Origin of the sequence: Yersinia hibernica (genome assembly GCF_004124235.1) — a bacterium.
Classification (GTDB): Bacteria; Pseudomonadota; Gammaproteobacteria; order Enterobacterales; family Enterobacteriaceae; genus Yersinia; species Yersinia hibernica.
This window is the reverse complement of record NZ_CP032487.1, coordinates 3,794,601-3,817,183: the sequence shown is the minus strand read 5'-3', so window position 1 is coordinate 3,817,183 and position 22,583 is coordinate 3,794,601. Positions and strand designations below refer to the sequence as shown.

The window sequence follows — 22,583 nt, the reverse complement described above, 5'->3', positions numbered from 1 at the left end:
CACTGTTTTCCTGTATTTCACCCTTTCCATTAGCACAATGAAAAATATCATTATGGACGACTTAACCCTGCGTTATTTTGACGCCGAAATGCGCTACCTGCGCGAAGCGGGCGAAGAGTTTGCTCGTGCGCACCCTGATCGGGCTGCCGAATTAAATCTGGATAAAGCCGGGGCGCGTGACCCCTATGTGGAACGTCTGTTTGAAGGCTTTGCCTTCCTGATGGGCCGACTGCGGGAGAAATTGGATGATGACCTGCCGGAGCTGACTGAAGGGTTGGTCAGCCTGCTGTGGCCGCACTACCTGCGTACCATTCCGTCGCTTGCCATTGTGGAGTTCACCCCACAATGGCAGGGGATGAAAGAGCGCATGGGGGTGAGCAAAGGTTTTGAAGTGCTTTCCCGCCCCATTGGGGAGCGTGAAACCCGTTGCCGCTACACCACCACGCAGGATATGGACTTGCTCCCGCTGACACTACGCCGTGCCGAATTGGACAGCGAACCCGATGGCCGATCGGTTATCCGGCTGCGCTTTGATTGCAGCGCACTGGCCGACTGGAGCCGTATCAACCTGAGCCGCCTGCCGCTCTATTTTGATGCCGATGCGCCACTGGCTTGCGCCCTGCATGAGGCGCTGACCCTGAATACTGCCAAACTCTGGATCCGTCTGCCGGGGCAGGCTGATCGCCAGCCGCTGGACGGCTATTTTGCCCCGCTGGGGTTCGGTGAGCAGGATACCTTGTGGCCGAAGGCCGACAGTGCGTTCAGTGGTTATCAGCTCCTGCTGGAGTACTTCACCTTCCGCGAAAAGTTTATGTTTGTTGCGTTGAAGGGGTTGGAGGGAGTCGAACTGCCAGCAGAACTGCCCTGGTTTGAGATTGATGTGGTGCTGGAAAAACGCTGGGAACATGATTTTTCATTCTCCGAAAAGAACCTGCGGCTGCATTGTGTGCCGGTGATTAACCTGTTCCCGCTGGAATCGGACCCGCTGTCGCTCTCTTCATTACAGACCGAATATCAGCTGCGCCCGATGCGCATTCAGGACGGCTATACCGAAATTTATTCGGTGGACTCGGTGATATCCTCGCGCCATAGCGGGCATCAGGTGTATGTCCCGTTCACCAGTTTCCGCCACAAGGGCGGGATGCTGCGCCATGATGCGCCGGAGTATTACTACCATACGCGAGTCAAACGCGGGCCTTCGGGGCTGCACGATACCTGGCTGGTGCTGGGGGGCGAGGCGTTTGATAACCACAGCGTACCGGATAATGAAAACTTGTCGCTGAGCCTGACCGGCACCAATGGGCAGTTACCGCGTAAAGCGCTACAAAGCACGGTACTGGATACCGCGGTGAAATCCACCGGGGCTCAGGTGCGGGTGCGTAATCTGTCGGCGCCGTCATTGCCGTGTTACCCACCCAACCGCGACCGTTTTCACTGGCGGGTGCTGAGCCATCTGGGCAGCAGTTTTCTGTGGATGATGGATAACGCTGAAGTGCTGCGCGGCACGCTGGCGCTGTATGACTGGACGGACAACGAAATGAACCGCCGTCGGCTGGAGGCTATCGCTGAGGTCAAACACAGCGAGATTGAACGCTTTGAACGGGGTTACTTGCTGCGCGGGGTACACATTGAAATCACCCTCGACAGTAACGGCTTTACCGGTACCGGGGATATTTGTCTGTTCGGGGAAATGCTCAGTCGCTTCTTTGCCCTGTATACCGATATTCATCTGTTTAATCGCCTGACTCTGATACTGCAACCGACAGGAGAACGTTTGGAATGGGAAGAGAATCACACGACCCGCATTCCCGGCTAATCACCCGGCTTAAGCGAGATATCGGCCAGATCAATTTTTACCGTTTCTGTCAGTTGCTGGAGCAACAACCGGGAACCTTGCCGCTGGGGAGTACCAACAGCCCGGCGGATGACCCGGTGCGTTTTCGTCCGCATCCGGGCATGGGGTTCCCGGTCAGTGAGCTGAAGGCGCTAGAAACTGACCCGGAGCAGCCTGAGGCACCACTGACGGCGCGCACCACCTTTATGGGGTTGTACGGTGTGGATTCGCCACTGCCGACAGCCTATATCGACGATATCACCCAGCAGCGCGAAGGGCATGAGGCGCTGGAAGGGTTCCTCGATATTTTCAACCATCGTTTTATGACGCAGTTTTATCGTATTTGGCGCAAATATTCCTATCCGGCCACTTTTGAGTCGGGCGGCAAAGATAACACCTCCCAAAGCCTGTTGGGGCTGATTGGCATGGGTATTCCAGGTTCGCAGCAGCATTTTGCCACCCCGACATCACGCTTTCTGGCCCTGCTGGGGGTGATGCGTCAACCGGGGCGAACTGCCGAAGGGGTACAGGCACTGGTGCGACTGCTGGCCCCCTTTACACAGGCTGATGTGACGCCCCATTGCCTGCGCACAGTTCGCCTGACCTCACAGATGACATTTGCCGACGAAGGGGGCAACTGGCTGGACGGTTACACCGTACTGGGCGATGAGGCCATCGATGCCAACAGTCAGTTATTGATTTCTCTGCAGACGGAAGATCGCGACGAGGCCGGTGACTGGTTACCGGATGGTCCATTGTATACCGACTTTCTGGTGCTGTTGCGGGTGTATCTGGGCTGGCGCTATCGAGCCTGTATTCAACTGACTGTCGCAACACGGTTGCTGCCGGTGTTGGTGTTGGATGAGACGCCGGTCAGGTTGGGACTGACCGGGGTGCTGGGGCTGGATGACGATACGCTGTCAGACGATATACCTGAATACTATACCGTGGAGCTGGGACACTACAGTGGACTGACTCCACAGAAATACCAAGAAGGAAACCGACGTGTTAGCTACGACTTCGAAAAATAAAATCTGTACTTCGAAAAATAAAACTTGGGCCGCCTGGAAAAATAAAATCTGCATCTCAGCATTGGTTTTATTGCTCAGTGGCTGTGGGCTGACGCAAGCCGTGACTGATGGCACCGTGTCTGCCACAAAATCACTGTTTTATAAGCAGATAAAGATACTGCATTTGGATTTTACCGCCCGTGAAGCTCTGAATACCGATGAGCACGAAGCGAACTCATCATCGGAACCGGTGATGGTGCGGATTTATCAGTTACGTGATGATAAAACCTTCTTAAAAACGGTGTATCAACAGCTGGCGAGCGACGGGGAGGCGACACTTAAAGATGACCTGCTGGCCAGCCGCAGTGTGGTGGTGAAACCGGGCGGTGCGGTAACCTTGGATATGCCGATGGAAAAAGATACCCGGTTTGTGGCGGTGGTGGCGCTGTTCCGCCATCCAGATATGGCCAAAGACCACTGGCGTCTGATTCTGACGCTGGACGACCTGCATCCCGATAAGCCTCGGACCCTTGAGTTGGGTAATAACAGCCTGACATTGCGGGCGGAGACAAAGTAATGCCGGACGCCTCCTCGCCGTCACTGTATGAGCAATTGCTGGGCAATTTCACTGGCGGGCTTGAACTACATCAGGTCAGTGAAGCTAATCAGGTCATTCTCTCGGTGCTGGATAATATGCAGCGCATTCTCAATTGCCGGGCGGGAACACTCAGTCATCTGCCCGATTATGGTCTGCCGGATATGAGCGAGATCCTACAGGGATTGCCGGGCAGCGCACACGCGCTGTTAACCACGCTATCCACTGCATTGCTGAAATACGAGCCGCGTCTGAAAAGCTTGCAGGTGCTGCTGTTACCGCAGACCGCCCCCGGCCATCTGGAGTACGCCATTGAGGCGGAACTAAAAGGGCTGGGATTGGTGCGTTACGGCACGGCATTTATGCCAGAAGGGCGGGTGTTGATTCGTCATCTTAAACAGCAGTATCTTGATAAAACAATGGGAGTCTGAAGTGCATTATCGGATTCTGGACTCTGGCGTCCTCACTCTTTATTTCTGTTTTTGATAAGGATATTTCGATGAAATTGCACACCGGCATTAGGCTGGCGCTACTGCTCAGTGTCATTATCAACACGCCATCAATGGCACATTCCGGGCGAACCAACGCCGAGGGCTGCCATAATAACCGTAAAACGGGTGAGTATCACTGTCATGGTGGTCAAAGTCGGCAGGTTGATTATGTTGGCCAGGATGCAACGCCAACCCCGGTTAAAAAAGCAAAGTCACGTTCTGAGAAAAAAGAGAACGGAACAAGAACGGCGGAAAGTGGGAGATCGGTGAACGAACCAAAGGCCAACAGTCCTGTATTACCTGCGGTCTCTCCACCACCGGATGTGAGGACACAATGCGCAAACAGTAAGGATCTCAATGCGTATTGGGAACCTGTTACAGAGCGATGCTTGGACAGGTCTACAGGAAGAGAAATGACTCACTGAATATAATCGACAGATACTAGGCTGGACATGACTTCGATACCCCAGATAACCAGAGTATCGTGATCCCCGAGTGGCATTGTACTGACCATCGGATACTTTTACCTTTCTTGAGTTATTACCATGACACTCTTACCTGAACACCACCTGAAAACGGGTACAGATCCTCGCCACTTGGCTGAATGCAGCGCGTTACGTAACGAAATGGGCAAGTTACATCATCCCGCTCGGCCGGATGTTGATTGGGCGCGGGTTGAGCAGCTTTGTTTAGCGCTGTTTCGCCAGAACGGAGTGGAATTGCAGACCACGGTCGATTTTACCCTGGCACGCACGCACATTGCTGGTCTTGCCGGGTTGTGTGAGGGGCTGGAACTGTTGGCGGGATTAATCTCTCATCAATGGAGCGCCTTGTGGCCACCGCAAACCCATGCGCGGGTGGCGTTATTGGCCTGGTTGAGTGACCGGTTGCAGCAAGTTTGGCGCACCATGACGTTATGCTACGGTGACCTGGCTCAGGTGTACCGGGCAGAGCGTGCGTTGGAACAGTTGTGCACGCAGTTGCAAACGCTGGAGCTCAAACATCTGAGTAAATTGGATGGGGTGCGCCTGATGTTGCATAACGCCGCACTACGTCTGGAGAGCGCCGAGGCCGCCGCTGATACGCCAGACCGATTGAGTATTCCGGTACGGCATGCCGGTGTCTCTGAACCACAACGACAGCCACAACCGGCATTCTCGTCGGCTGCGGTCAGTGAACCACTGGTTTATCTTGTCAACGAACCCGCCCCAACGCGTGTTCAGGTTGAATTGTCGACGCCTTCGCCACCCCCACCACGTTGGAAGGCGGGCCACGGTTTTGTCGCCGGGTTATCACTGATGGCCGTGCTGATGGCAGGGAGTTTCTTTATCTGGCAGTCGCTGTCATCTAATCAATTGCGCGAGGCATTGCTGACCAGCGTCGCGCCATTGCCTGCGCCACTGGCAGCCAAATCAATCGATGAACTGAGAAAACAAACCTCAGATGCTGAGTTGGCACGATTGGCAGGCCCCGTGCTGCAAGGCAGTGGCACACAGTTGGAACAACTGACACAGTTACCGCCGTTATGGGCACAAATGCGGGGGGATGGGGTGTTATCACAAGCGCAGCAACTGTGGCCCGCCAGTCAAGAGGTCAACCGACTGAGTGCATTATGGCAACAACAGCGAGAAGCCGGTGCTGCGCCGTTGGTGGAGTTGCAACACTATGCCTTGGCACAAGAGCGTTTGCGGCAACTGGCAGAGCGACTGAATGGATTGGATGAAAAGAAGGGACGCTATATGACGGTTTCGGAGCTGAAAACGGTGGTGTTTGCGATACAGCAGCCGCTGGCAAAAACCTTACCGCTGGAAGAGTTGCTGCGTCAGTATCAGGTACAGTCTGAGTCAGGGCAGACCCCGCCATCGGCACTGCGCCAACAGATAGACAGCCGGTTTAGTCAACTGCTGAACCGGTATGCGTTGCTGGCCTCATCCTCTAACACTCAGTAAACCTTCATTTATTACGGAAGATAATCAGGTGAATGGAAATAAGAACCCCTCTGGTCAACTCTCTTTGCCGGACTGGTATCCGGTTGCTTTTTCGCATCTGGATGCGGTGGAGTACGCCAGTGTGGCTCAATTGTGGCAAAGCGAACCGATACTGCGTGAGATGGCAGTCGAGCTGGATAAGCGTAATCCAGGGCTTATCATTCAAACCCAATGTCCACATTGTCACTGTACCGACATCAGCCCCAGTACCCGCCCGGAGGAATATCGTTGCCGGGCGTGCCTGCGGTGCAGTTCTCCGTATACCCATACGCCATTCTTCGATTTACATCATGTTCGGCACTCGCGACTTTATGCAGTATTGGTGACTCTCTGGGGGACCTGGCGGGAAGAAGATGCCGCCTGGTTAAGTGACTGTAAATCCAAACAGATATGGAAACAGTACTGTCAACGGCTTAAGCCGATTCTGGCGTTGCTCGGCCATCGTTCGGTAACCCCGCAACCGCGTTATTTACGGGGATTTACCCCGGGGCAGCAAGGGCTACATTGCCCTGCCTGTAACGCCACGCAATTGGCCTATGGTGAAACGATGCCTGTCGGTAATCCTGAAGTGCACTGTCAGGTTTGCCAGGCTGATTTTGTAATGTATCCCGACATACCGAAGGGCGTTGATCCGTTTGCCATTAACACACCACAGAATGATATCCTGCTCCCCCAGTGGTTTAGCCGATTGTTCGCTCATGCGACCCAGGCGCAATACCAACATTTACGGGAGGTCTGGCAACGGGAGCCGGTGCTGAGAGATGCTGTGGAGCGGCTGGATGCGCAAAACCCCGAACAGGGTGCGGTATATGCCTGCCCTTACTGCCAGAATAAGCACATTCGTCCCCGTAAAACAGTCTCGTCTATTGAAGGGTATTATTGCCCGGCCTGCGATAATCCCTTTACAGCCACCACCGGTACCCTATTTTCCCGGATGCGCCCGGAGCATTTTCGGCGGCTGTATGCGGTATTGGTTATGTTATGGACGCAGTGGCGACCGACACAGGTTTTTGCGTTGTGTGGACTACGTTCAGTAAGCGCTTTTTTGATTTACCATAAAAGGCTGGGGCCTCTGCTGGCCGAGTTCGGTGATACGCCGGTAACACCTTACCCCCGTAATTTGCTGGGTTTTACCCCGGGACAGCAAGGTGTTCATTGCATCAATTGCCAGTCGACACAGTTGATAACGGAAGGGATAACGGTCATGCCCCTGGATAATCCCTATATTTGTTGTCTAGCCTGCGGACATAAATTTATGTTGCGTGTATGGCGAAAACAAACCGCCGGCAAAGAGATTCTGGCCACAATGTGTTAAGCGGTCTGCTCTGGGAAGCTCCCCGATATTGTTATGGAATTATCCCTGATGAACCAGAGTATTTTCTGGATGATAAATCGGGCAAGCGTATTGCCTGTTAGAATGGGTAAAACTGTCCACATTTGGGGCAGGGAACCAACAACTTATTCATGTTTAGGCAGCGCAACAGATGCCGGAAACGGCGAAATATCAGAGTGATATATACGCGTCTGAAATATGTATCCCATCAACATGCCCGTGATTTAAAGAGGATAAATAGTTTTATCTTGCAGCTAAGACAATGGGTCAGTAACTGCGTGTTATTTATGCTCAACTCCAGTAGTGAGCAGACAGTCGATTGAGTTTTTTTAAATAAAAAAGGAAAGCATAAATGAGTCGTTCAGATGACAACAATATTGAAATGATATTTGCTACATTAGGCGTTTTGCTTCTCGTTGGGTTTGGTGTCTGGATCATGAAGACATTCGACGTCAGTTTTGCCGCTGCATCGAGTACGTCTCTGAGACTGCTTGTCTGGGGCTTAGTCGTTGCAGCACTGATCGCATGGCATTTTTACGCAGAATTTAACGTGATAAAGAATACTACGCCGTTGATAGTGAGTTTTTTTTGGTGCAGTTTGTTCCCTGTTCTTGATTACAAAGCGGGTATCCGCGAAGATTTTCCGATCAAGATGGATATTTCGTGGTACGGAACGGCTTTGTGGCAGTTTGGCATTTTTATGGTGATAAACATTATCGGGTACGTGATCATTTATTATCTGAACAAACGTAATAGTTATTACTACTGAAAGTCTTGGTTTGCATAAGTCGTTAGTCTAAAAAAGTCGCTGAGGGTTTTGATTTCCACGGTTGCTTTTAACATTACGCGAAACACATTTTTCATACCGTTAATGTTGGTACGTTTTCGGGGAGTCCTCAATGTATGTTATTGAGTTAACTTCGTTGATGAAAATATATGCCTTCTGTCTGGTTAAGAAAATGATCTTTTCTTCATGAGTATCCACAGTTGTGGCCATGGCATACTACTCACCTGCTATTGTGACGGTATATACTAGGTGAGTCAGCGTCTTTCTTGGATGCGAGTATCCTGCGTAATCAAGTGCACAACAGCGTCGCGTCGCGTCGCTTGGCATCATGCTACCTGTCGTTACAATACGGACTGTAGAAGTATCCGTGGAGGGCATATCACGTATTTTAGTTGTGGTAAAAAAACGAGTCGGTAAATACGGTGAAATGGGTTTATGCGGGGCTGCCTGTGTACTGGTCTAATTTGGATGAGATGACGGAGATATCTTCTCCGACAAAACTCTGGAAACTCTTTACGGCGGGATGTTTGCCATGATTATAATCAGCGTGGCAACAATGGGGTTGGCTCACTTTCACCGCGCTGATCTGCGACAGGTGCAGTTTGTCGCCTCATTGATGGTTTACCTACACCTACCGTTATCCCACGAGCGTAACGGGGGAAACTGAAGCAGATTGCGTCTTTATTGGCATGGGCTCCATCAGGATAACCGCTTCGTGTCGCATCACAGGTTCAGATGGAGATGAATCTAAGTAACTCACCGCACCCTATGTCACCCTGAGCTAACCGAAGCGATAAACTGCACCGTAATAAGCGGGATTTAGAATAATTAAAGAGAAACTACGATGTCAGCCACGCAGAGAGTTCACTATTTCACTGTGCAGGAATGCAAACGTGTCTTTATGAGCCCAGATTACGGAATTGTACGCTTTGGTGACATGATCGCGAACGCGCATGAATACGGTCTTAGTAAGGTGTATGTCGCGGGTATTTCTGTTGAGCACTTGCCTCTCTATTATCGCCAGTTTTTTTTCACGGAAACTTATTTTTCAGCAGGCGAATTTCTTTGCGATTTCTGGTCCCAACATTACTCAAATGAGTATGCGGGGGGGATATCGGGAAAACCGAATGTGTTGGTCATTGATCGGCGACTTGAAGATTGCCTGGATACCGTATTTTTCGAATGGTTGGACAAAGAGGGGATTATGTACCGGTATTCTGCATCCGGAGATAAAAAGTTTTCCTCAACGGTCAGATATCATCAGCGTTACCCGCATATTTTTACGTACAGGGAGGCTACACCAGCCTCCGTTCCGAATAGCAGGGAGCCCTGGCCTCTGCAACTGAATGTTTTGAATGCTAAAGAGGCATCCCATACCAGCCTAAGAGGTCATTTGTCACCTGCAGTGAGGAAAGTCATAGCCGAGATTTATCCGAATGATTTTCGGCCTGAACTCCCGACAATGCCTCCTGTGAACGACGATTTTTTGGTTAAAGAAAACCTCCTCAGGGTAGCCTCGTCTAATGATGTCGAGTTGAATTCAGTTGTCTGGTATCCGGCCAGAGCAGAACCTTTTAGTTACGGGTTCGCTGTTAATAACAGCGAAATTTTGCAGGAAGAAGAGGCTGCATCGGCCATCTGGCAGAAAGAGATGCTGATTGCGCTGCAGTGCCTTGAATCACAGTTTGACGGGGTTGCGCGAGAGCTCACTGGCAGGTTCGGTAATAATAATTACCCCGATATTTTAAATAAAATAAAAAAGAATAACTACAGAACGTTATTACCCCTTAGTGGTGTCGAACAGGACGTACTGTTTGGATTTTTGGGGCTAAAGACAAAAAAACTTGCAGGAAATACCCTTTATAATATTTCAAAAATAGGTGTGGCTGATATGGTCATCTTGTGGGATCACATTACTGATGGTGGCGGTCAGCGCCAGTCGTTTGAAATCAGGCCACGAAAGGGCATTGACGATCCGGCTTACAGATTATTTGCCGTTATTGGGTATCATTCCTGCTATTTCCTCTTTTCGCACCGAACCAGTCGTTCCTGTAATGCATTGGACAGTGGCCGTTGTATAAACTACGAGTCAGCTCAGCCTTTTCTGGTTCGCCATCTAGATTACAGAAAAATGCTAAATTGCGCTATCAAAGGGAAAATAGAAACGTTTGCCTCCGTATTAAAAACGTACCTGGATATCTATCCAGAATACTGAGTGTGTTTGCTTGAATAATCTAACTTAGCGACCTTAATCGTTTTTACAGAATGTCGAGGTTGACCATATTTACAGAGTTTCAGTTAGTCTTTTGCCAATATGAATAATATGGGAAACGATAGATGTATCTTGGTTTTTTGTGCAGTAAGTTAATTGTTATTGATACTGTCTTTTATAGTAGTTGTGCTTGTTTATGAGGTTTGAAGTGAATTTCCATGCAACTCCCCGTTCTAGACGAAAGTGCCAGCGCTAATAATATCTTCGGGCTTTTTTTTGTCAGTAAATAAATTAAGAATAAAGCTATGGTTTTTTGTATGATAATAATGGCATTAAAGAGTGATAAACACATGACATGATATAAATTATATCGGCACAACTTCAATTATTATTTTAGGGGGAATTAACCCTGCGTCTATCAGCTCTTTTTCATTGCGTTTACATATATCATCCTCCTCCATATAACCCGCTTCCTTTCTCATCCCTGCCATAGTCTCGACGAACATAACCCTTTTCTTCAAAACCAACAAAGATCTCCGAAGTGATGGATCAGTTTGTTGTTTTGGTCCTTGCATAGCTCCTCCTCAAAGTATTAACATCACCGTGTTGTACCGTTGCTTTCTGCAACATGCCAATGTCCTGGTGATTTGAGAGGGGCGCCTTCGGGTAATCACATGCCAATGTCACCATAATCTGAGAGGTGGCGCCTTCGGGCGGTAAACTCGTTTAACCTTTGAAAACGAGGATCGTTTTTAACGATTAAGGCCCATTTCACTATTTTCTGTATAGCGCAGAACTCCCCTTCGCAGCTCCTTTTTGCGAGTGTTTACTCGTTTTGATTTGATGCTTTGACGTCAACGACCGGTTGCAAACTTTGTGGACTGTGGGTATGCCAATTTGAAAATTTGGCATCTTCCACGTACGCATTGAGAGCAGAGGAGCGCGGCGTCACTTGGGTTCGAGTGAAACGAGTACCAAGTGACGCCGCCAGGCGGCCAACGTCAACACCACGTAATACGTGGCTTCAAAAGCGATTTTAAGGGTGTTTTCACGAGAATCACCAAATCGTCTCTGTCATTACATCACTGTTTTGCGTCCGTTTTCACGGACGTCCGCAAAACCTAAACTTCAACCAATGACTTTTTAAGAGTCTTAACCACATGAAAAAAGGAGGAAATCGTCCAGGTACTGAGGCGTTCACCGTAACCGGGTGAACGGGGAGCATTAAACCGTCGCACAGAGTGCTTAACGGGCTCCTGCAACAACTCAACACAGCCTCGCCATGCTACACAGTATCTGACGGCCAGGACGGCAAATTAACCGACACGCATGGACGGCTGACCAACGCACTGGTCATGGTTGTGAGTCTTTCTGCCCGGGACTACTCACGAGTGGTTCCGGGCAGAGAGGCTTTGTTTGAATACCGAGCAGGGGGAAGTCATGGCACAAAAAAGTACCCGTTCCAAAATAGAGGGTTTCCGGAAAGAGTTCATATCGCTTGCCAGAAAGGGGGCTGGGGGATATGCCACGATTGCAGATCGTCAGCGTATTGGACGTTACTTTCTTGACCATCTTAAAAATACAGGCATCAAATTACGCAGTGTGGACGCGCTGAAAGTTCGTTACGTTGAAAGTTATATGGAATATCGGAAGAGTTTAAATCTGAGCAATCGTACTTTGCAAAATGAAATGTCAGTATTAAGAGGAATACTCCACGCTGCAGGTAAACATCGTCTTGCCGATCCGAAAAATGAACGACTGAGTAATCAGGTTCTCGGTATTTCCGGGGTCAATCGTGATGGCACAAAAACAGCATTAACCCGGGATGAATTTTTAAAAGCATTTGCGGAAATTGAAAAAAAAGATCGCGGCGTGGCGGCTACGATGCGACTGGCTTATGTGTTTGGTTTACGAACAAAAGAAGCCGTGGAAGCCTGTAAATCGTTATCAACCTGGAAACAAGCTGTCGAACGGGGTGATAAATCTATTCGTGTTGTATTTGGCACTAAAGGTGGCCGTCCTCGGGATACAACTATTATAGACCGTGATGAAGTCCGTCGGGCAATTCGCTATGCTGAAAAAGAAGCCACAGAGCGCAAGGGTAAATTCATTGATAAACCGAGCATTCATCAGGCTATTAACCGGTATCGTTATTTTCTCCGTAAGGCTGGTTTGAATGGCGAGAAAGCACCTCACAGTATGCGTTATAATTTTGCCCGAGAACTTTCAATATATCACAAAGAGAAAGGTTTCAATGATAGTGAAGTCTTGGCAATGGTTTCAATGGATTTAGGACATGGGGATGGGCGGGGAAGATATATTAAACAAGTTTACTATCGGCACAATGATTCTGGGGGTGAATGATATTAACGAATTTAATCTGGCTCAGAGTATTATTAGGAGGCATCCAGTATGGCCAATATTATGAAGTGCTTATTTCACGACAGGGTGTATCATTTTATTTAAATATGAAAGTCCGGTTAATTTGACGGGTACGATTGAATCTATCGCTGATTATTTTGATAATTTAACGCTCGGAGATTTCACCTTGAATATCTTACTGAAAGGGTGAGGGCGGAACGTTACCGGCTTGACTGTGATGATGGGGTGCAATATTTCTTTGATTGAGTTCTCTGATGAATAAAAACAAAGAGTCGTGGTATTCGCAGAATATCCTATTATTGGTCGGGTGTACTGGGATTATACTTATGAAGGTGGTGTCAACATGCCAGACTCCATTGACCTGACTACCGATATATCATCAGCCATTATTTTATGTGCTGACTGGCGGGAGTATCAGACCCAGATAACAGACAAGTTTATTGACCATGTTGATGTTGAAAACGGTTTATTTAAACAACGTGTGATTGGGATCTCAGGCGCTTCTTCCGACGAGTTTATGGCCTGGGTTTATCACACCGTATGGAAAAATCTTTGTGTTGACGGTATTGCTGAGGATGCACCGATTGTGTACGATAAATTTGCTCACGTTGTCTCCGACAACTGCCAATGTTCCGGTGATTTGAGAGGGACGCCTTCGGGTAATCACATGCCAATGCCATCATGACCTGAGAGATGGCGCTTTCGGGCGGTTGTGTTAAATCTGTTTAACCTTTGAAAACAGAGACCTTCGGGTTAAGGCTCACTTCACGCGTTTTACTCTTCGTACCTATTACCTCATGGCGCTTCGCCATCGTGTTTTCTTACCCTATAGGGACTTTGCTCCCATTGGGCTGGGTGCCGTCTTTACACTGAGGACCTTGCTATGTCTGCATACGATATTACCGTCGGGCGAATTCGCACCTGTGCCCAGTCTGCTGTTGCGTTTGTCGTGCTGGTTTCAGAAATGGAGACGGCGCTACTCACTCTACGTGCACTGACTCGCTGTGGCGTACCCGATGACATTGATGACGATGGATTTCCATCTCGCGCTGTGCAGATAGTCTGGATGGCTGAACAGTTCGGGCAGGCGTGCGAGTTGAAACTGATACCAGATTGCCTGTTTCAGCGTTACGCCCTCGATCTCATTCGTCTTGGACATGAAGTCGATGAAGGCTCCTGGACATACGGTTTTAAGTCTGGCGTAAACATTGCCCAAGAGAGTTTATGGGAAGAGTGAACGAGGAACATTGATGGAAATTCATCCCTCAACGTCACCATCGGTTACTGATTAATTTTTTAATAAATCTTATTGCTTATCACCCATGCGGGGAAAACTTCCCCCGCAAGTGGCGAAGGTTTCTCCGCTTCACTGCTGGAGAAACACCCATGAAAACCTTCATTTCTTTTTTACATAAAGCGGCCGTCACCCTGGAGCATTTTTCAAATGTGCTGGGGCAGCATGACAACGACTGGTTCACCAACCGGACGGGGCAGCTCAGTTTTCGTCCCGAAGTCCTCCCCACCGGGAACGGACAATTTACCGCCTTGGTTGCCTGTCGTCGGGGGTGCAGTTCCCGTGACTGGCAGGTGCAGAGTTTTGGCATGTGTGGTCACTGGCGCTCTGCTCGCCAGGCCATGAAAGCCGCACGTAGAATGGCGCGTGATCTGGCACTGTACCGTTATCGTTATAGCGATGGCGCGTTTAACAGGGTGTGATACCCACTTTTCTGACCAAACTTCCCGGAGAGACTTCCTCCCGGGAAGTTTCTCCTGTTAACCACAGGGGGTCACTGATGTTTCGTTTTACTTCCGCTTCTTTGCGTCAGGTCTTAACTCACTCGTCCGGCTTTCACAAAACACTCACGCTGGAAAATGGCTATGGCCTTTATCTCCGGGGTGAAGATGACCGACAGCAGGGGTATATGCACATGGCTTATGCCGAGGGTTTCGACCCTCGGAGTGACGAAGGCTGGGAAGACAGGGTCGTTGACCTGCTTCCCGGTATTGATTATTCCTTCAGCTTTTTTATACCCCAAAGTGTGAGGAATGCGATCCTTAATGATCATCATGATTTCTTTATTACACCGTTGAACAACACAGTGCATAACGAAACCCGGCCGCCTCAGAAAGTGTTTGTCCCGGTGGCAGAGTTCCGTAACGGTATTGAACGGATGTTTGATCAGTCGCATAAACACTTTCTTGCCTGCGTAGGCCATCGGGAAAAAGCGACGTGGCGCCTGTCAGCATTGTATGTGCTCGATGACGTTATCCGCACTGATTGCAAACGTGCAAAAGCGGCTGACCTAGAACAATTTAGGCGCGCGTTCTCCCGACTCAAAGACCGCATTAATACGGTCAGTCCTGAGGGTGAAATCATTCTCCCGGTGTGACTTCGCTAATTTTTTATCCACTCACCGTGGCGTATTCCGCCACTGGCCGGGATACGCCTTTTTTTGAGGTTTATCCCATGAAAAAAACGACTTCTGCCCTCAGGGCACCGAAAAAGGAACGTGCTGATCTTTATCAGCAGGTAACCGACAAAATTGTTGCCGCCCTGGAGAACGGAACGCCGCCCTGGCGTAAACCTTGGCGTGCGGCCCAAAAGCCCGTCGGCAGTGCATTGCCGGTGAATGCCACAACAGGTAAGGCATACAGTGGGGTCAATATTCCCTTGCTATGGATGGCCGCGGAGGAGAGGGGGTTTATCTCCGACCGCTGGCTCACCTTTCGGCAGGCACAAATTGCCGGAGGACACGTCCGTTCGGGAGAAAGCTGTAGCCTGGCGGTGATTTTCAAACCGTTTGAGGTTCAGGCTGAAGATGAGCAGGGCATCAAGCTAACCGATGCTGACGGAAAGCCCGTGATGGAGTCTCGCACCCTGCTCAGACCCTTGCAACTGTTTAACACGCAGCAATGCGATGGTCTGCCGGCAGCGCTTTCTGATGAATCGGCCTCTCTCCTGACGGAGGAAGAGGCACAGACGGTTTCCGCTCCGGTGATGAGCCGTGTCATTGACATATTCAATACCAGCGGCGTGACCGTTAATTTTCTGAACCAAAATCGGGCCTATTATCGGTCGGTGGCGGATCAGATAGTGATGCCGACATCCGGGCAGTTTTTTACGGAGGCCGATTACTGGTCTACCTTGCTTCACGAACTGGTGCATGCCAGTGGTCATCAAAAGCGACTGAACCGCGAAGGGATAACCTCTTCGACCCGAACGTTTGGGGATCCGGTTTACGCGTTTGAAGAACTCGTGGCGGAAATGGGCAGCGCCTTTCTTTGTGCAGAGCTCGGCGTTTACGGTGAGGTGCAACATGACAGCTACGTCAGTGGTTGGTTGAAAGCCCTTAAAGAAGACAAAAGAGCGCTGTTCCGGGCATGCCGGCAGGCGCGGGAGGCTTCAGAGTTTTTGTTAAACCTGAAGCCCGGCACTGAAGCCGCATTAACCGACTCAAAAGTAGCGTGAAGGAGACCCTGATGCAGACACCACAACTCTGGCAGGCCACTGCATCGGTACTGCTGGTCAGGCACTATGGACTGATGTTGAACGATACCGATTTCTGCGATGAAGCCTGCGTTGAGGCATTGCAAAATGCGGGTATCAAACCTTTTGAGGCGATCAATGACCTGGTGGATAAGTACCACCTGACGCATCTCAACGATTCTGCTTACCGGCCACGTTCACCTTATCTGAATGCGTCCGATGAGCTGATTGCCAGCCTCGAGGCTGGTGCAACACTCGGGGTAATCAGTCACCCGTAGTTCGGGGCTGACCCATTTTTAACGTTTCATTACCCATCGGGGGAGACCTTCCCCCTGTGGGAGGCTCCCTCTTTTCATGTTCAAAAGAGGAGAATTAACCATGTTTGAATGGTGCAAAAACCGTCTGGAAATTACCGGCCGTTCAGTCTTTATCGACGTCATGCTGCAGTGGGTCACCGGTGATGAAGTTCCCCTTTACCGTCACGCCGTACAGCAGAGCATTCAGCTGTTTCTGGCCGGTGCGGCAGGGATACTTAAACCGGTCAAATCGGTGGAATACCCCCCTTTCCCAGGACTGGTATCTCACGGAACCGGCACTGCCATCGCCTCAAACCTGGCTTTTCAGCACTGGCTGGAGTTACTGCAGAAAGATGCTGTACTCCATCCAGATACTGTCAGACAGATTGACCGTATCTGGACGCAGTCAGGGTTGGGTGCTGTCAGATGGGAGGCGATCCCTCCGGCCGCTCGCCAGGTCATGACGCAACTGATGACCCGGCAATACGCTGACTGGTTTGGTGTGGCCACCTGGTCATTTCATATTGACGGCGAGACGTGCTGGGAGAAACTGGGGAAAAGGCCTGATCGTGCCTGCCATTGCGACATGTTGATGATTATCCCTTCCCGGCTTGCCGCGGAGATTAACGGCAACAGCCGTCTGTTGGTGGGGATGTCCGGTACGGGCAGCCTTTACAGTCGGATCCACGGGATGGAATGGCCCTGTGGTCATAACGTTCTCTGGCATCGTAACCGTATAAACAGTTTACGGCTGGAGTTTGATTCACCTTCGTACCCGCCTTCCAGTGAATTAATGGGGGAGCTTTCAGCCGTCTTCGACTGTGAGGTCCGCCACTGGTACCTGGAGCCGGTGCACGGTATACGGGGTTATGACTGCTATGACCGCGGCGACCATGTTGACAGCGGTAAGTATGGGGTAGGGCCATTTTCGACTCAGTTGATGGCTTTCCCGGAAGATGCATTGCCGGTGAACGTACAGACCGATTTGCCATTAGCGAAGGATGCGTAAAATGGCTAGTGACAATGATGCCTTCAACCCAAACGCGGTGGAAGACGTGCAACCTGCGGAACTTTACCGGTACGTCGTTTGCAGCACCGCACATCTGACTGAACAGGATGCGGCGTTATTCTGTCGCCTTGGCCATCAGCGATGTGAGTGGGGGGATGCTGAGTGGATACATCTGACCGGCACCGGCTATTTGGTGCGGTTAAGTGCCTACAGTTTTCCGCTGCTTGTGCTGAAGAAGCGTGGGTTTTCCAAAAGTGCACGCAAGCTTGTCTACGTGCTGATGAGACGGTTCGATGTCTCACTGATTCACTTTGACTGCTGTGGCGAGGTGTTAAAGGGGGTTGCCGTGCATGACGGGTAACTTCTTGCTTTATTGACTGTCTCGTGAACTTAGCCCTGGGGGGGAGATCATCCCCTGGGGTGATTTTTCCCTTGATATGTCGGATAAGCGCAGCCTGTTACCAGACCGCGCGCTCCTAAGAACGGAGCGTGCAACTTTCACTGCACTCCGCTCAAGCCTCTCAAAGGCATTTATCGTTACCCGGTGATACCTCTCATAATGCAGTTTCTATCGTTGCATACCAACTGTTGCGGCTTCTCCCCTGATTTTCTTTGCGTGACTGCCAGTAATCTGCATACACTGGATCATAAGGGGTGGCTTCGCTTCTGATTTTGATATGTCGTCTGATAGGAATTTGGGCTAACTGACTCAGATATTCCCGCGTCGTGAGGCCATTAACGTGCCACACACCTTGAAAACGCCACTGACACGAGTTTTCCGGCAAAAAGTACTTTCTCACTACCCATTTCGTACCTTTATTCGGATGTCTTCGCGTTGACCAACGGCGTAATGCCTTGAATATCTCACTATCTACATACTCAAAGGTCTGTTTGGCGACACTGTGTTTGTAATAGTTTCCCCATCCTCGTAACTTGGGATTGAGAATACGGATCAGTTCGCCCGTTACCATTGTTGGGTGAGATTTGATGACAGCCCTGATATTTCTGATAAACGCCAGTACATTGGACTTGCTGGGTTTGATCAGCAATTTATTCCTGTATTTGCGAATATTAAAACCCAGAAAATCAAATCCCTCGCTGACTGACGTGATGACGGTCTTCTCGGGTGAGAGTTCCAGCCCTCGTTCCTTCAGAAACGTCACGATGAGCGGTTTTATCGTTTCGTCCAGCAGTTCCCTCGATGTGCTGGTGACCACAAAGTCATCGGCATACGAGATCACATTGACGTTGCTGCCTTTCCTGAACACAGCCTGTTTGATGCATTGTTCTAGGCCAGACAGCGTCAACAACATTAAGGCGTAAAAAAAGGATCTCAAGAAGATCCTTTTTATAAGGATAAACTAGTGCTATTTCATCCGAAGCAGTTTGTCGTAGTTCGGATAAAGTCTACGCCGGCCTAATGATGCGTGAGTTCGTTAATATGATGAAAGAGAAAGGCAAGAAATCCATTCATCTCATGTGCAAAACGCATCATATCGAGTTCTATAAGAAATTTGGCTACATCTATATTAGACCTTCTGCTTCAGATCACGGCGGTATGGCCTGGCACGAAATGATTATGACGTTGTAGCTTTGTTTCCCGCCAGGCCGACCGATCTGTATTTCGCCACACATTTTGCCTGTGCTCACTCTGCCAGCCGCAGCGTTTATGAGTGTCTGCTTGTAAGGTATCAAATGTGTCATATGTTTCTGAACAGCCCCTGCCTGAGGAACTGCAGCATGCGCTTAAAAGCCGGCCTATGCTGACATGACAGTTCCGCAGGAGGTAACCAGTGAATAAGAAATTTAACCGTATTACTCTCAGCATAATTCCGTTTTGCGCCACGACGACTTATGTAGGTCTTCATTCAGTCGGCTCTGTGCCGGAGCGACACAATGGTTGCCCCTCAAGAGCGAAGAGCGGAAGCTCACAATTGCCTCCATAATCGATAGAGGCATTACTAAAATTGCCGTATTTTTAATTTAAGGAGAATAGGTCAATAGTTAGGTTGTCATTGAACTTGCCGCCATAAATCCCTATCCACTTTTCATCAGGAAAATTTTCCTGAACTGATTCTGAATAATATGTAATGGAGATGTTGATGGTTATCACAAAGCTAATTATTGAGGGTTTCAAAGGTTTTAAAGACCGATTCTCCATCGAGTTCAATGAGTCAGTGAACATCATCGTTGGCGATAATGAAGCAGGGAAAAGCACAATCCTTGAGGCGATTAATCTGGGGCTGACGGGTTTATACGCGGGAAAACCAGTTAAGAACAACATCAGTCAGTATCTGTTTAACGATCAATTAGTGAAGGACTATCTGGCCAGTCTCACAACAGCGGCTAAACTGCCACCTCCGGCACTGTTCGTTGAGCTTCACTTTAAAAAAGGACCGGACACCGTCTTCCTCGAAGGAGACGGTAACTGCCTGAAATCTGCCTCGGTTGGCGTCGTGTTCAAAATCAAGTTTAACGAGGACTACAATGCAGCCTATGAGGCGTTGTTAAAAGCGGGTGATATCAGGACGCTGCCCATCGAGTATTACGATATTGAGTGGAAAGGTTTCAACAGAGACGCACTTTTATCCCGCAACATCCCTCTTAAATCAGCGTTTATTGACTCGTCTTCGGCCAGAGGCAATAACGGGTCAGATGTCTACATCAGCAGAATAATTAAAGACCTACTGACTGATGATGAGGTTATCAGTGTTTCTCAATCGCACCGTAAAATGAAAGAGGCCTTCATAACAGACAAGTCTATCGAAACCATCAATAATAAAATCATCACAGCGAGCAAAATTACCAGTAAAAAAGTCACCATCTCGGTTGAGCTTTCTTCCCAAAAGGCATGGGAGTCCAGCCTGATCACCTGCCTAGATGATGTTCCGTTTAGCTACATAGGGAAGGGCGAGCAAAGCATCGTGAAGACAAATCTGGCGCTCTCGCATAATAAAGCGAAAGAGTCGAATGTCATTCTGATTGAAGAGCCTGAAAATAACCTGTCGCACACCAAGCTGAATCTGCTCATTAAGACCATTAAAGATAACTGCGCAGGTAAACAAATCATCATTACGACTCACAGTAGTTTCGTTGCGAATAAACTCGGCCTTGGCGATCTGATTTTTCTCTCAAACCGCAAGACGACCAAGCTGGCTTCACTTACACCGGGCACAAAGGAATTTTTCGAAAAGATTGCGGGTTACGACACGCTGCGAATGGTTCTGTGTAAGGGCGCGATTCTGGTTGAAGGCGATTCGGACGAACTGGTGGTTCAGAAAGCCTACATGGATGCGAATCAGGGCCGTCTGCCCGTTGAGGACGGAATTGAAGTCATTTCAGTGGGGATCTCATTTCTGAGATTTCTGGAAATTGCCGCGATTATCGGTAAACCCACCCGCGTTGTTACGGATAATGACGGCGATATTGCTGCGATTCAAAAAAAATATGACGCCTATCTAGGTGGGAACAAAAAACCGCACATTGACATCTGTTTTGACCCAACTATTGATGCCGGTACGCTGATGGTCGGTACAAAAAAATACAATTACAACACGCTCGAGCCTAAATTGCTGAAGGTGAACAGTAGAGTAAATCTCAATACCATATTAGCGACAGCACACGCTTCTGATGATGAATTGCACATTTACATGCGTGCGAACAAGACAGAGTGCGCGCTGAAAATATTTAACTATACTAATACGGCGGCACTCAGCGTTCAGTATCCGCAGTACATTCTGGATGCGATCAAATGAACAAAGTCATCATCGCTTCTGCAGGAGCAGGTAAAAGCACCTTTGTGGTCCGTGAAGCATTAAAGATGGTTACCTCGGGAAAGCGTGTGTTGATTACCACGTTCACCGAAGCCTGCCGGGATGAGATCAATGTCAAAATCACTAAAGAGAATGGATGTGTTCCGCCTAATTTATATGTCATCACCTGGTTTTCCTTTCTGATTAAACACTGGATCAAACCTTATCAGGGATGTTTATTTGACTATGATGTCAAAGGCATGATCCTTTGCAGCAGCAAATCCGGTGAAAGGCCTTATAAGGTAGCTGGGAGAACCATCTACTGGGGGGAGAAAGATTTCAGACTGCACTATTTCAGCGCTGATTTTAAGGTTTACTCCGATAAAATGGCCAAGCTCTCTCTTCGCTGTGATGAAAAGTCAGGCGGAAAGGTCATCGCCCGGCTGGCTGCATGTTTTGATGAGATTTATGTGGATGAGGTTCAGGACCTGGCCGGTTACGATCTTGAAATTCTTCAAAAACTGTTCAGGTCACCCATTAAAATTACACTGGTCGGGGATCCGCGGCAGGCGACTTACAGCACCGTCAATACCGAAAAAAATGCGAAGTACAAAAAAGCGGCCATCGTGAATTTCTTTGATGACAAGGCGGCAGGGGTCACGGTCGATGGAAAAATGCTGAATGAGAACTTTCGGTGCTTCCATGAAATCAATGATTTTGCCAACAAACTTTATCCATACTTCACACCATCAATCTCTAACGTACGGGGCCTTTCTGGACATGATGGCATTTTTCTGCTGCCTGAAAAGCTCCTGAACCATTATCTGGAAGCGTTTACTCCCATTCAGCTTCGCTGGGATAAGAGACGATCTGTAGATGAACGTTATCCGGTCTTTACCTTTGGAACATCTAAAGGCCTGACATTTGAACGTGTGGTCATCTATCCGACCAAACCCATGCTTCAGTGGTTTCAGGATAACTCTGCTGCTCTCACCAATGATACGCGCGCAAAATTGTATGTCGGCCTGACTAGACCTGTTAAAAGTGTTGCGATTGTTTTTGATGAAAGTGCGGCTTTCAAATCGAACGGGATTAATATTTACGCTAAATTAGCCGTGCCAGGCCATTGCGATAACTGATTGGCGGAAAAGCTAATATCCAGCCCGCATCTGGGCTGGATATCATTTGGTGGCCGGTTTGACTGTATGGTTAAGGAGTTGCAAACACATCTTCCACTTATGCTTTCAGTTTCCGAAACATCAGCCGCCTTCTGTTTCTGATTGGCGCAGGATTTTGGGGGCGTGCCCGATTCACTCAGAACGATCCCGTCCATTGTTGGCATTCCGCCCGCTTGCGTAATTCCCTGCCTCACCTGGATACTCAGGTTTTTCTGTCCAACACTGAGAG

The 22,583-nt window shown here is 49.1% G+C and carries 22 protein-coding genes and 1 pseudogene; 21 read left to right on the top strand and 2 right to left on the bottom strand.

Annotation, left to right across the window (positions count from 1 at the left end; all coding sequences use genetic code 11):
• The first annotated feature begins 52 nt into the window (after positions 1-52).
• The 9 genes from tssF to D5F51_RS17950 all read left to right on the top strand — a co-directional run bounded on the left by tssF (position 53) and on the right by D5F51_RS17950 (position 10,253).
• Entirely contained in the window at positions 53-1,816 is a 1,764-nt protein-coding gene (gene tssF / locus D5F51_RS17990; protein ID WP_129198217.1) for a type VI secretion system baseplate subunit TssF, read from the top strand.
• Positions 1,780-2,865 (top strand): type VI secretion system baseplate subunit TssG, encoded by a 1,086-nt coding sequence (tssG, locus tag D5F51_RS17985; protein ID WP_129198215.1) that lies wholly within the window; start codon positions 1,780-1,782, stop codon positions 2,863-2,865. The genes tssF and tssG overlap by 37 nt, the downstream gene beginning before the upstream one ends.
• Positions 2,840-3,421 carry a type VI secretion system lipoprotein TssJ gene (gene tssJ, locus D5F51_RS17980; RefSeq protein WP_129198213.1) on the top strand — a complete coding sequence of 194 codons (582 nt, stop codon included), beginning with the start codon at positions 2,840-2,842 and terminating at the stop codon, positions 3,419-3,421. Before tssG ends, tssJ begins: the two co-directional genes overlap by 26 nt.
• The gene (tssE, locus tag D5F51_RS17975; RefSeq protein WP_012104646.1) at positions 3,421-3,870 is read left to right on the top strand and encodes a type VI secretion system baseplate subunit TssE; all 450 of its coding nucleotides are present in this window, start codon (positions 3,421-3,423) and stop codon (positions 3,868-3,870) included. The genes tssJ and tssE overlap by 1 nt, the downstream gene beginning before the upstream one ends.
• Before the next feature lie 68 nt (positions 3,871-3,938).
• Entirely contained in the window at positions 3,939-4,355 is a 417-nt protein-coding gene (locus D5F51_RS17970) for a DUF1283 domain-containing protein (protein WP_129199448.1), read from the top strand.
• A gap of 120 nt (positions 4,356-4,475) precedes the next feature.
• The gene (locus D5F51_RS17965) at positions 4,476-5,879 is read left to right on the top strand and encodes a VasL domain-containing protein (RefSeq protein WP_129198211.1); all 1,404 of its coding nucleotides are present in this window, start codon (positions 4,476-4,478) and stop codon (positions 5,877-5,879) included.
• Positions 5,845-7,233 carry a hypothetical protein gene (locus tag D5F51_RS17960; protein ID WP_245994820.1) on the top strand — a complete coding sequence of 463 codons (1,389 nt, stop codon included), beginning with the start codon at positions 5,845-5,847 and terminating at the stop codon, positions 7,231-7,233. The genes D5F51_RS17965 and D5F51_RS17960 overlap by 35 nt, the downstream gene beginning before the upstream one ends.
• Before the next feature lie 370 nt (positions 7,234-7,603).
• A complete protein-coding gene (locus tag D5F51_RS17955) occupies positions 7,604-8,020 on the top strand; it encodes a hypothetical protein (protein WP_245994819.1) in 417 nt (138 codons plus the stop codon).
• Positions 8,021-8,882: 862 nt separating this feature from the next.
• Positions 8,883-10,253 carry a hypothetical protein gene (locus D5F51_RS17950; protein WP_129198207.1) on the top strand — a complete coding sequence of 457 codons (1,371 nt, stop codon included), beginning with the start codon at positions 8,883-8,885 and terminating at the stop codon, positions 10,251-10,253.
• A gap of 362 nt (positions 10,254-10,615) precedes the next feature.
• On the opposite strand, the gene D5F51_RS17945 is transcribed toward D5F51_RS17950, so the two are convergent.
• Positions 10,616-10,825, bottom strand: a complete 210-nt coding sequence (locus D5F51_RS17945) for a hypothetical protein (protein WP_129198204.1) — start codon at positions 10,823-10,825, stop codon at positions 10,616-10,618.
• A gap of 865 nt (positions 10,826-11,690) precedes the next feature.
• On the opposite strand from D5F51_RS17945, the gene D5F51_RS17940 reads away from it, so the two are divergent.
• The 9 genes from D5F51_RS17940 to D5F51_RS17900 all read left to right on the top strand — a co-directional run bounded on the left by D5F51_RS17940 (position 11,691) and on the right by D5F51_RS17900 (position 17,785).
• Positions 11,691-12,614, top strand: coding sequence for an integrase domain-containing protein (locus tag D5F51_RS17940; protein ID WP_099462381.1), 924 nt, complete (start codon positions 11,691-11,693; stop codon positions 12,612-12,614).
• A 361-nt stretch (positions 12,615-12,975) separates the two neighbouring features.
• A complete protein-coding gene (locus D5F51_RS17935; RefSeq protein WP_099462382.1) occupies positions 12,976-13,317 on the top strand; it encodes a hypothetical protein in 342 nt (113 codons plus the stop codon).
• Between the two features lie 198 nt (positions 13,318-13,515).
• On the top strand, positions 13,516-13,869 hold the full coding sequence (locus D5F51_RS17930) for a hypothetical protein (RefSeq protein WP_099462384.1): 354 nt from the start codon (positions 13,516-13,518) through the stop codon (positions 13,867-13,869).
• A gap of 149 nt (positions 13,870-14,018) precedes the next feature.
• A complete protein-coding gene (locus tag D5F51_RS17925) occupies positions 14,019-14,348 on the top strand; it encodes a hypothetical protein (RefSeq protein ID WP_025377176.1) in 330 nt (109 codons plus the stop codon).
• A gap of 77 nt (positions 14,349-14,425) precedes the next feature.
• The gene (locus tag D5F51_RS17920; protein WP_245994818.1) at positions 14,426-15,022 is read left to right on the top strand and encodes a hypothetical protein; all 597 of its coding nucleotides are present in this window, start codon (positions 14,426-14,428) and stop codon (positions 15,020-15,022) included.
• Between the two features lie 77 nt (positions 15,023-15,099).
• The gene (locus D5F51_RS17915) at positions 15,100-16,101 is read left to right on the top strand and encodes an ArdC family protein (RefSeq protein ID WP_025377174.1); all 1,002 of its coding nucleotides are present in this window, start codon (positions 15,100-15,102) and stop codon (positions 16,099-16,101) included.
• An 11-nt stretch (positions 16,102-16,112) separates the two neighbouring features.
• On the top strand, positions 16,113-16,397 hold the full coding sequence (locus D5F51_RS17910) for a TA system toxin CbtA family protein (protein WP_099462390.1): 285 nt from the start codon (positions 16,113-16,115) through the stop codon (positions 16,395-16,397).
• A 100-nt stretch (positions 16,398-16,497) separates the two neighbouring features.
• Positions 16,498-17,424 carry a DUF1281 domain-containing protein gene (locus D5F51_RS17905; protein WP_099462391.1) on the top strand — a complete coding sequence of 309 codons (927 nt, stop codon included), beginning with the start codon at positions 16,498-16,500 and terminating at the stop codon, positions 17,422-17,424.
• A 1-nt stretch (position 17,425) separates the two neighbouring features.
• Positions 17,426-17,785 carry a DUF5983 family protein gene (locus tag D5F51_RS17900; protein ID WP_099462393.1) on the top strand — a complete coding sequence of 120 codons (360 nt, stop codon included), beginning with the start codon at positions 17,426-17,428 and terminating at the stop codon, positions 17,783-17,785.
• A gap of 193 nt (positions 17,786-17,978) precedes the next feature.
• Here D5F51_RS17900 and D5F51_RS17895 read toward each other — a convergent pair whose 3' ends face one another.
• The gene (locus tag D5F51_RS17895; RefSeq protein ID WP_245994817.1) at positions 17,979-18,761 is read right to left on the bottom strand and encodes a group II intron maturase-specific domain-containing protein; all 783 of its coding nucleotides are present in this window, start codon (positions 18,759-18,761) and stop codon (positions 17,979-17,981) included.
• Between the two features lie 65 nt (positions 18,762-18,826).
• Here D5F51_RS17895 and D5F51_RS22815 point away from each other — a divergent pair.
• From D5F51_RS22815 to D5F51_RS17880, 3 genes and pseudogenes are all read left to right on the top strand, one after another.
• Positions 18,827-19,015 (top strand): annotated as a pseudogene (locus D5F51_RS22815) (GNAT family N-acetyltransferase); the annotation flags it as partial.
• A gap of 511 nt (positions 19,016-19,526) precedes the next feature.
• Entirely contained in the window at positions 19,527-21,179 is a 1,653-nt protein-coding gene (locus tag D5F51_RS17885) for an ATP-dependent nuclease (RefSeq protein ID WP_099462398.1), read from the top strand.
• Positions 21,176-22,315, top strand: a complete 1,140-nt coding sequence (locus tag D5F51_RS17880) for a UvrD-helicase domain-containing protein (protein WP_129198202.1) — start codon at positions 21,176-21,178, stop codon at positions 22,313-22,315. Before D5F51_RS17885 ends, D5F51_RS17880 begins: the two co-directional genes overlap by 4 nt.
• Positions 22,316-22,583 lie beyond the last annotated feature (268 nt).

What these genes read in the sequence shown, in the direction of transcription:
- tssG (WP_129198215.1), top strand. Translation starts at nt 1,780, where the DNA reads ATGGGAAGAGAATCACACGACCCGCATTCCCGGCTAATCACCCGGCTT.
- D5F51_RS17905 (WP_099462391.1), top strand. Translation starts at nt 16,498, where the DNA reads ATGTTTGAATGGTGCAAAAACCGTCTGGAAATTACCGGCCGTTCAGTC.
- D5F51_RS17970 (WP_129199448.1), top strand. Translation starts at nt 3,939, where the DNA reads ATGAAATTGCACACCGGCATTAGGCTGGCGCTACTGCTCAGTGTCATT.
- D5F51_RS17910 (WP_099462390.1), top strand. Translation starts at nt 16,113, where the DNA reads ATGCAGACACCACAACTCTGGCAGGCCACTGCATCGGTACTGCTGGTC.
- D5F51_RS17935 (WP_099462382.1), top strand. Translation starts at nt 12,976, where the DNA reads ATGCCAGACTCCATTGACCTGACTACCGATATATCATCAGCCATTATT.
- tssF (WP_129198217.1), top strand. Translation starts at nt 53, where the DNA reads ATGGACGACTTAACCCTGCGTTATTTTGACGCCGAAATGCGCTACCTG.
- D5F51_RS17885 (WP_099462398.1), top strand. Translation starts at nt 19,527, where the DNA reads ATGGTTATCACAAAGCTAATTATTGAGGGTTTCAAAGGTTTTAAAGAC.
- D5F51_RS17965 (WP_129198211.1), top strand. Translation starts at nt 4,476, where the DNA reads ATGACACTCTTACCTGAACACCACCTGAAAACGGGTACAGATCCTCGC.
- D5F51_RS17915 (WP_025377174.1), top strand. Translation starts at nt 15,100, where the DNA reads ATGAAAAAAACGACTTCTGCCCTCAGGGCACCGAAAAAGGAACGTGCT.
- D5F51_RS17950 (WP_129198207.1), top strand. Translation starts at nt 8,883, where the DNA reads ATGTCAGCCACGCAGAGAGTTCACTATTTCACTGTGCAGGAATGCAAA.
- D5F51_RS17920 (WP_245994818.1), top strand. Translation starts at nt 14,426, where the DNA reads ATGTTTCGTTTTACTTCCGCTTCTTTGCGTCAGGTCTTAACTCACTCG.
- D5F51_RS17960 (WP_245994820.1), top strand. Translation starts at nt 5,845, where the DNA reads ATGCGTTGCTGGCCTCATCCTCTAACACTCAGTAAACCTTCATTTATT.
- D5F51_RS17925 (WP_025377176.1), top strand. Translation starts at nt 14,019, where the DNA reads ATGAAAACCTTCATTTCTTTTTTACATAAAGCGGCCGTCACCCTGGAG.
- D5F51_RS17900 (WP_099462393.1), top strand. Translation starts at nt 17,426, where the DNA reads ATGGCTAGTGACAATGATGCCTTCAACCCAAACGCGGTGGAAGACGTG.
- D5F51_RS17945 (WP_129198204.1), bottom strand. Translation starts at nt 10,825, where the DNA reads ATGCAAGGACCAAAACAACAAACTGATCCATCACTTCGGAGATCTTTG.
- D5F51_RS17930 (WP_099462384.1), top strand. Translation starts at nt 13,516, where the DNA reads ATGTCTGCATACGATATTACCGTCGGGCGAATTCGCACCTGTGCCCAG.
- D5F51_RS17880 (WP_129198202.1), top strand. Translation starts at nt 21,176, where the DNA reads ATGAACAAAGTCATCATCGCTTCTGCAGGAGCAGGTAAAAGCACCTTT.
- D5F51_RS17940 (WP_099462381.1), top strand. Translation starts at nt 11,691, where the DNA reads ATGGCACAAAAAAGTACCCGTTCCAAAATAGAGGGTTTCCGGAAAGAG.
- tssE (WP_012104646.1), top strand. Translation starts at nt 3,421, where the DNA reads ATGCCGGACGCCTCCTCGCCGTCACTGTATGAGCAATTGCTGGGCAAT.
- D5F51_RS17955 (WP_245994819.1), top strand. Translation starts at nt 7,604, where the DNA reads ATGAGTCGTTCAGATGACAACAATATTGAAATGATATTTGCTACATTA.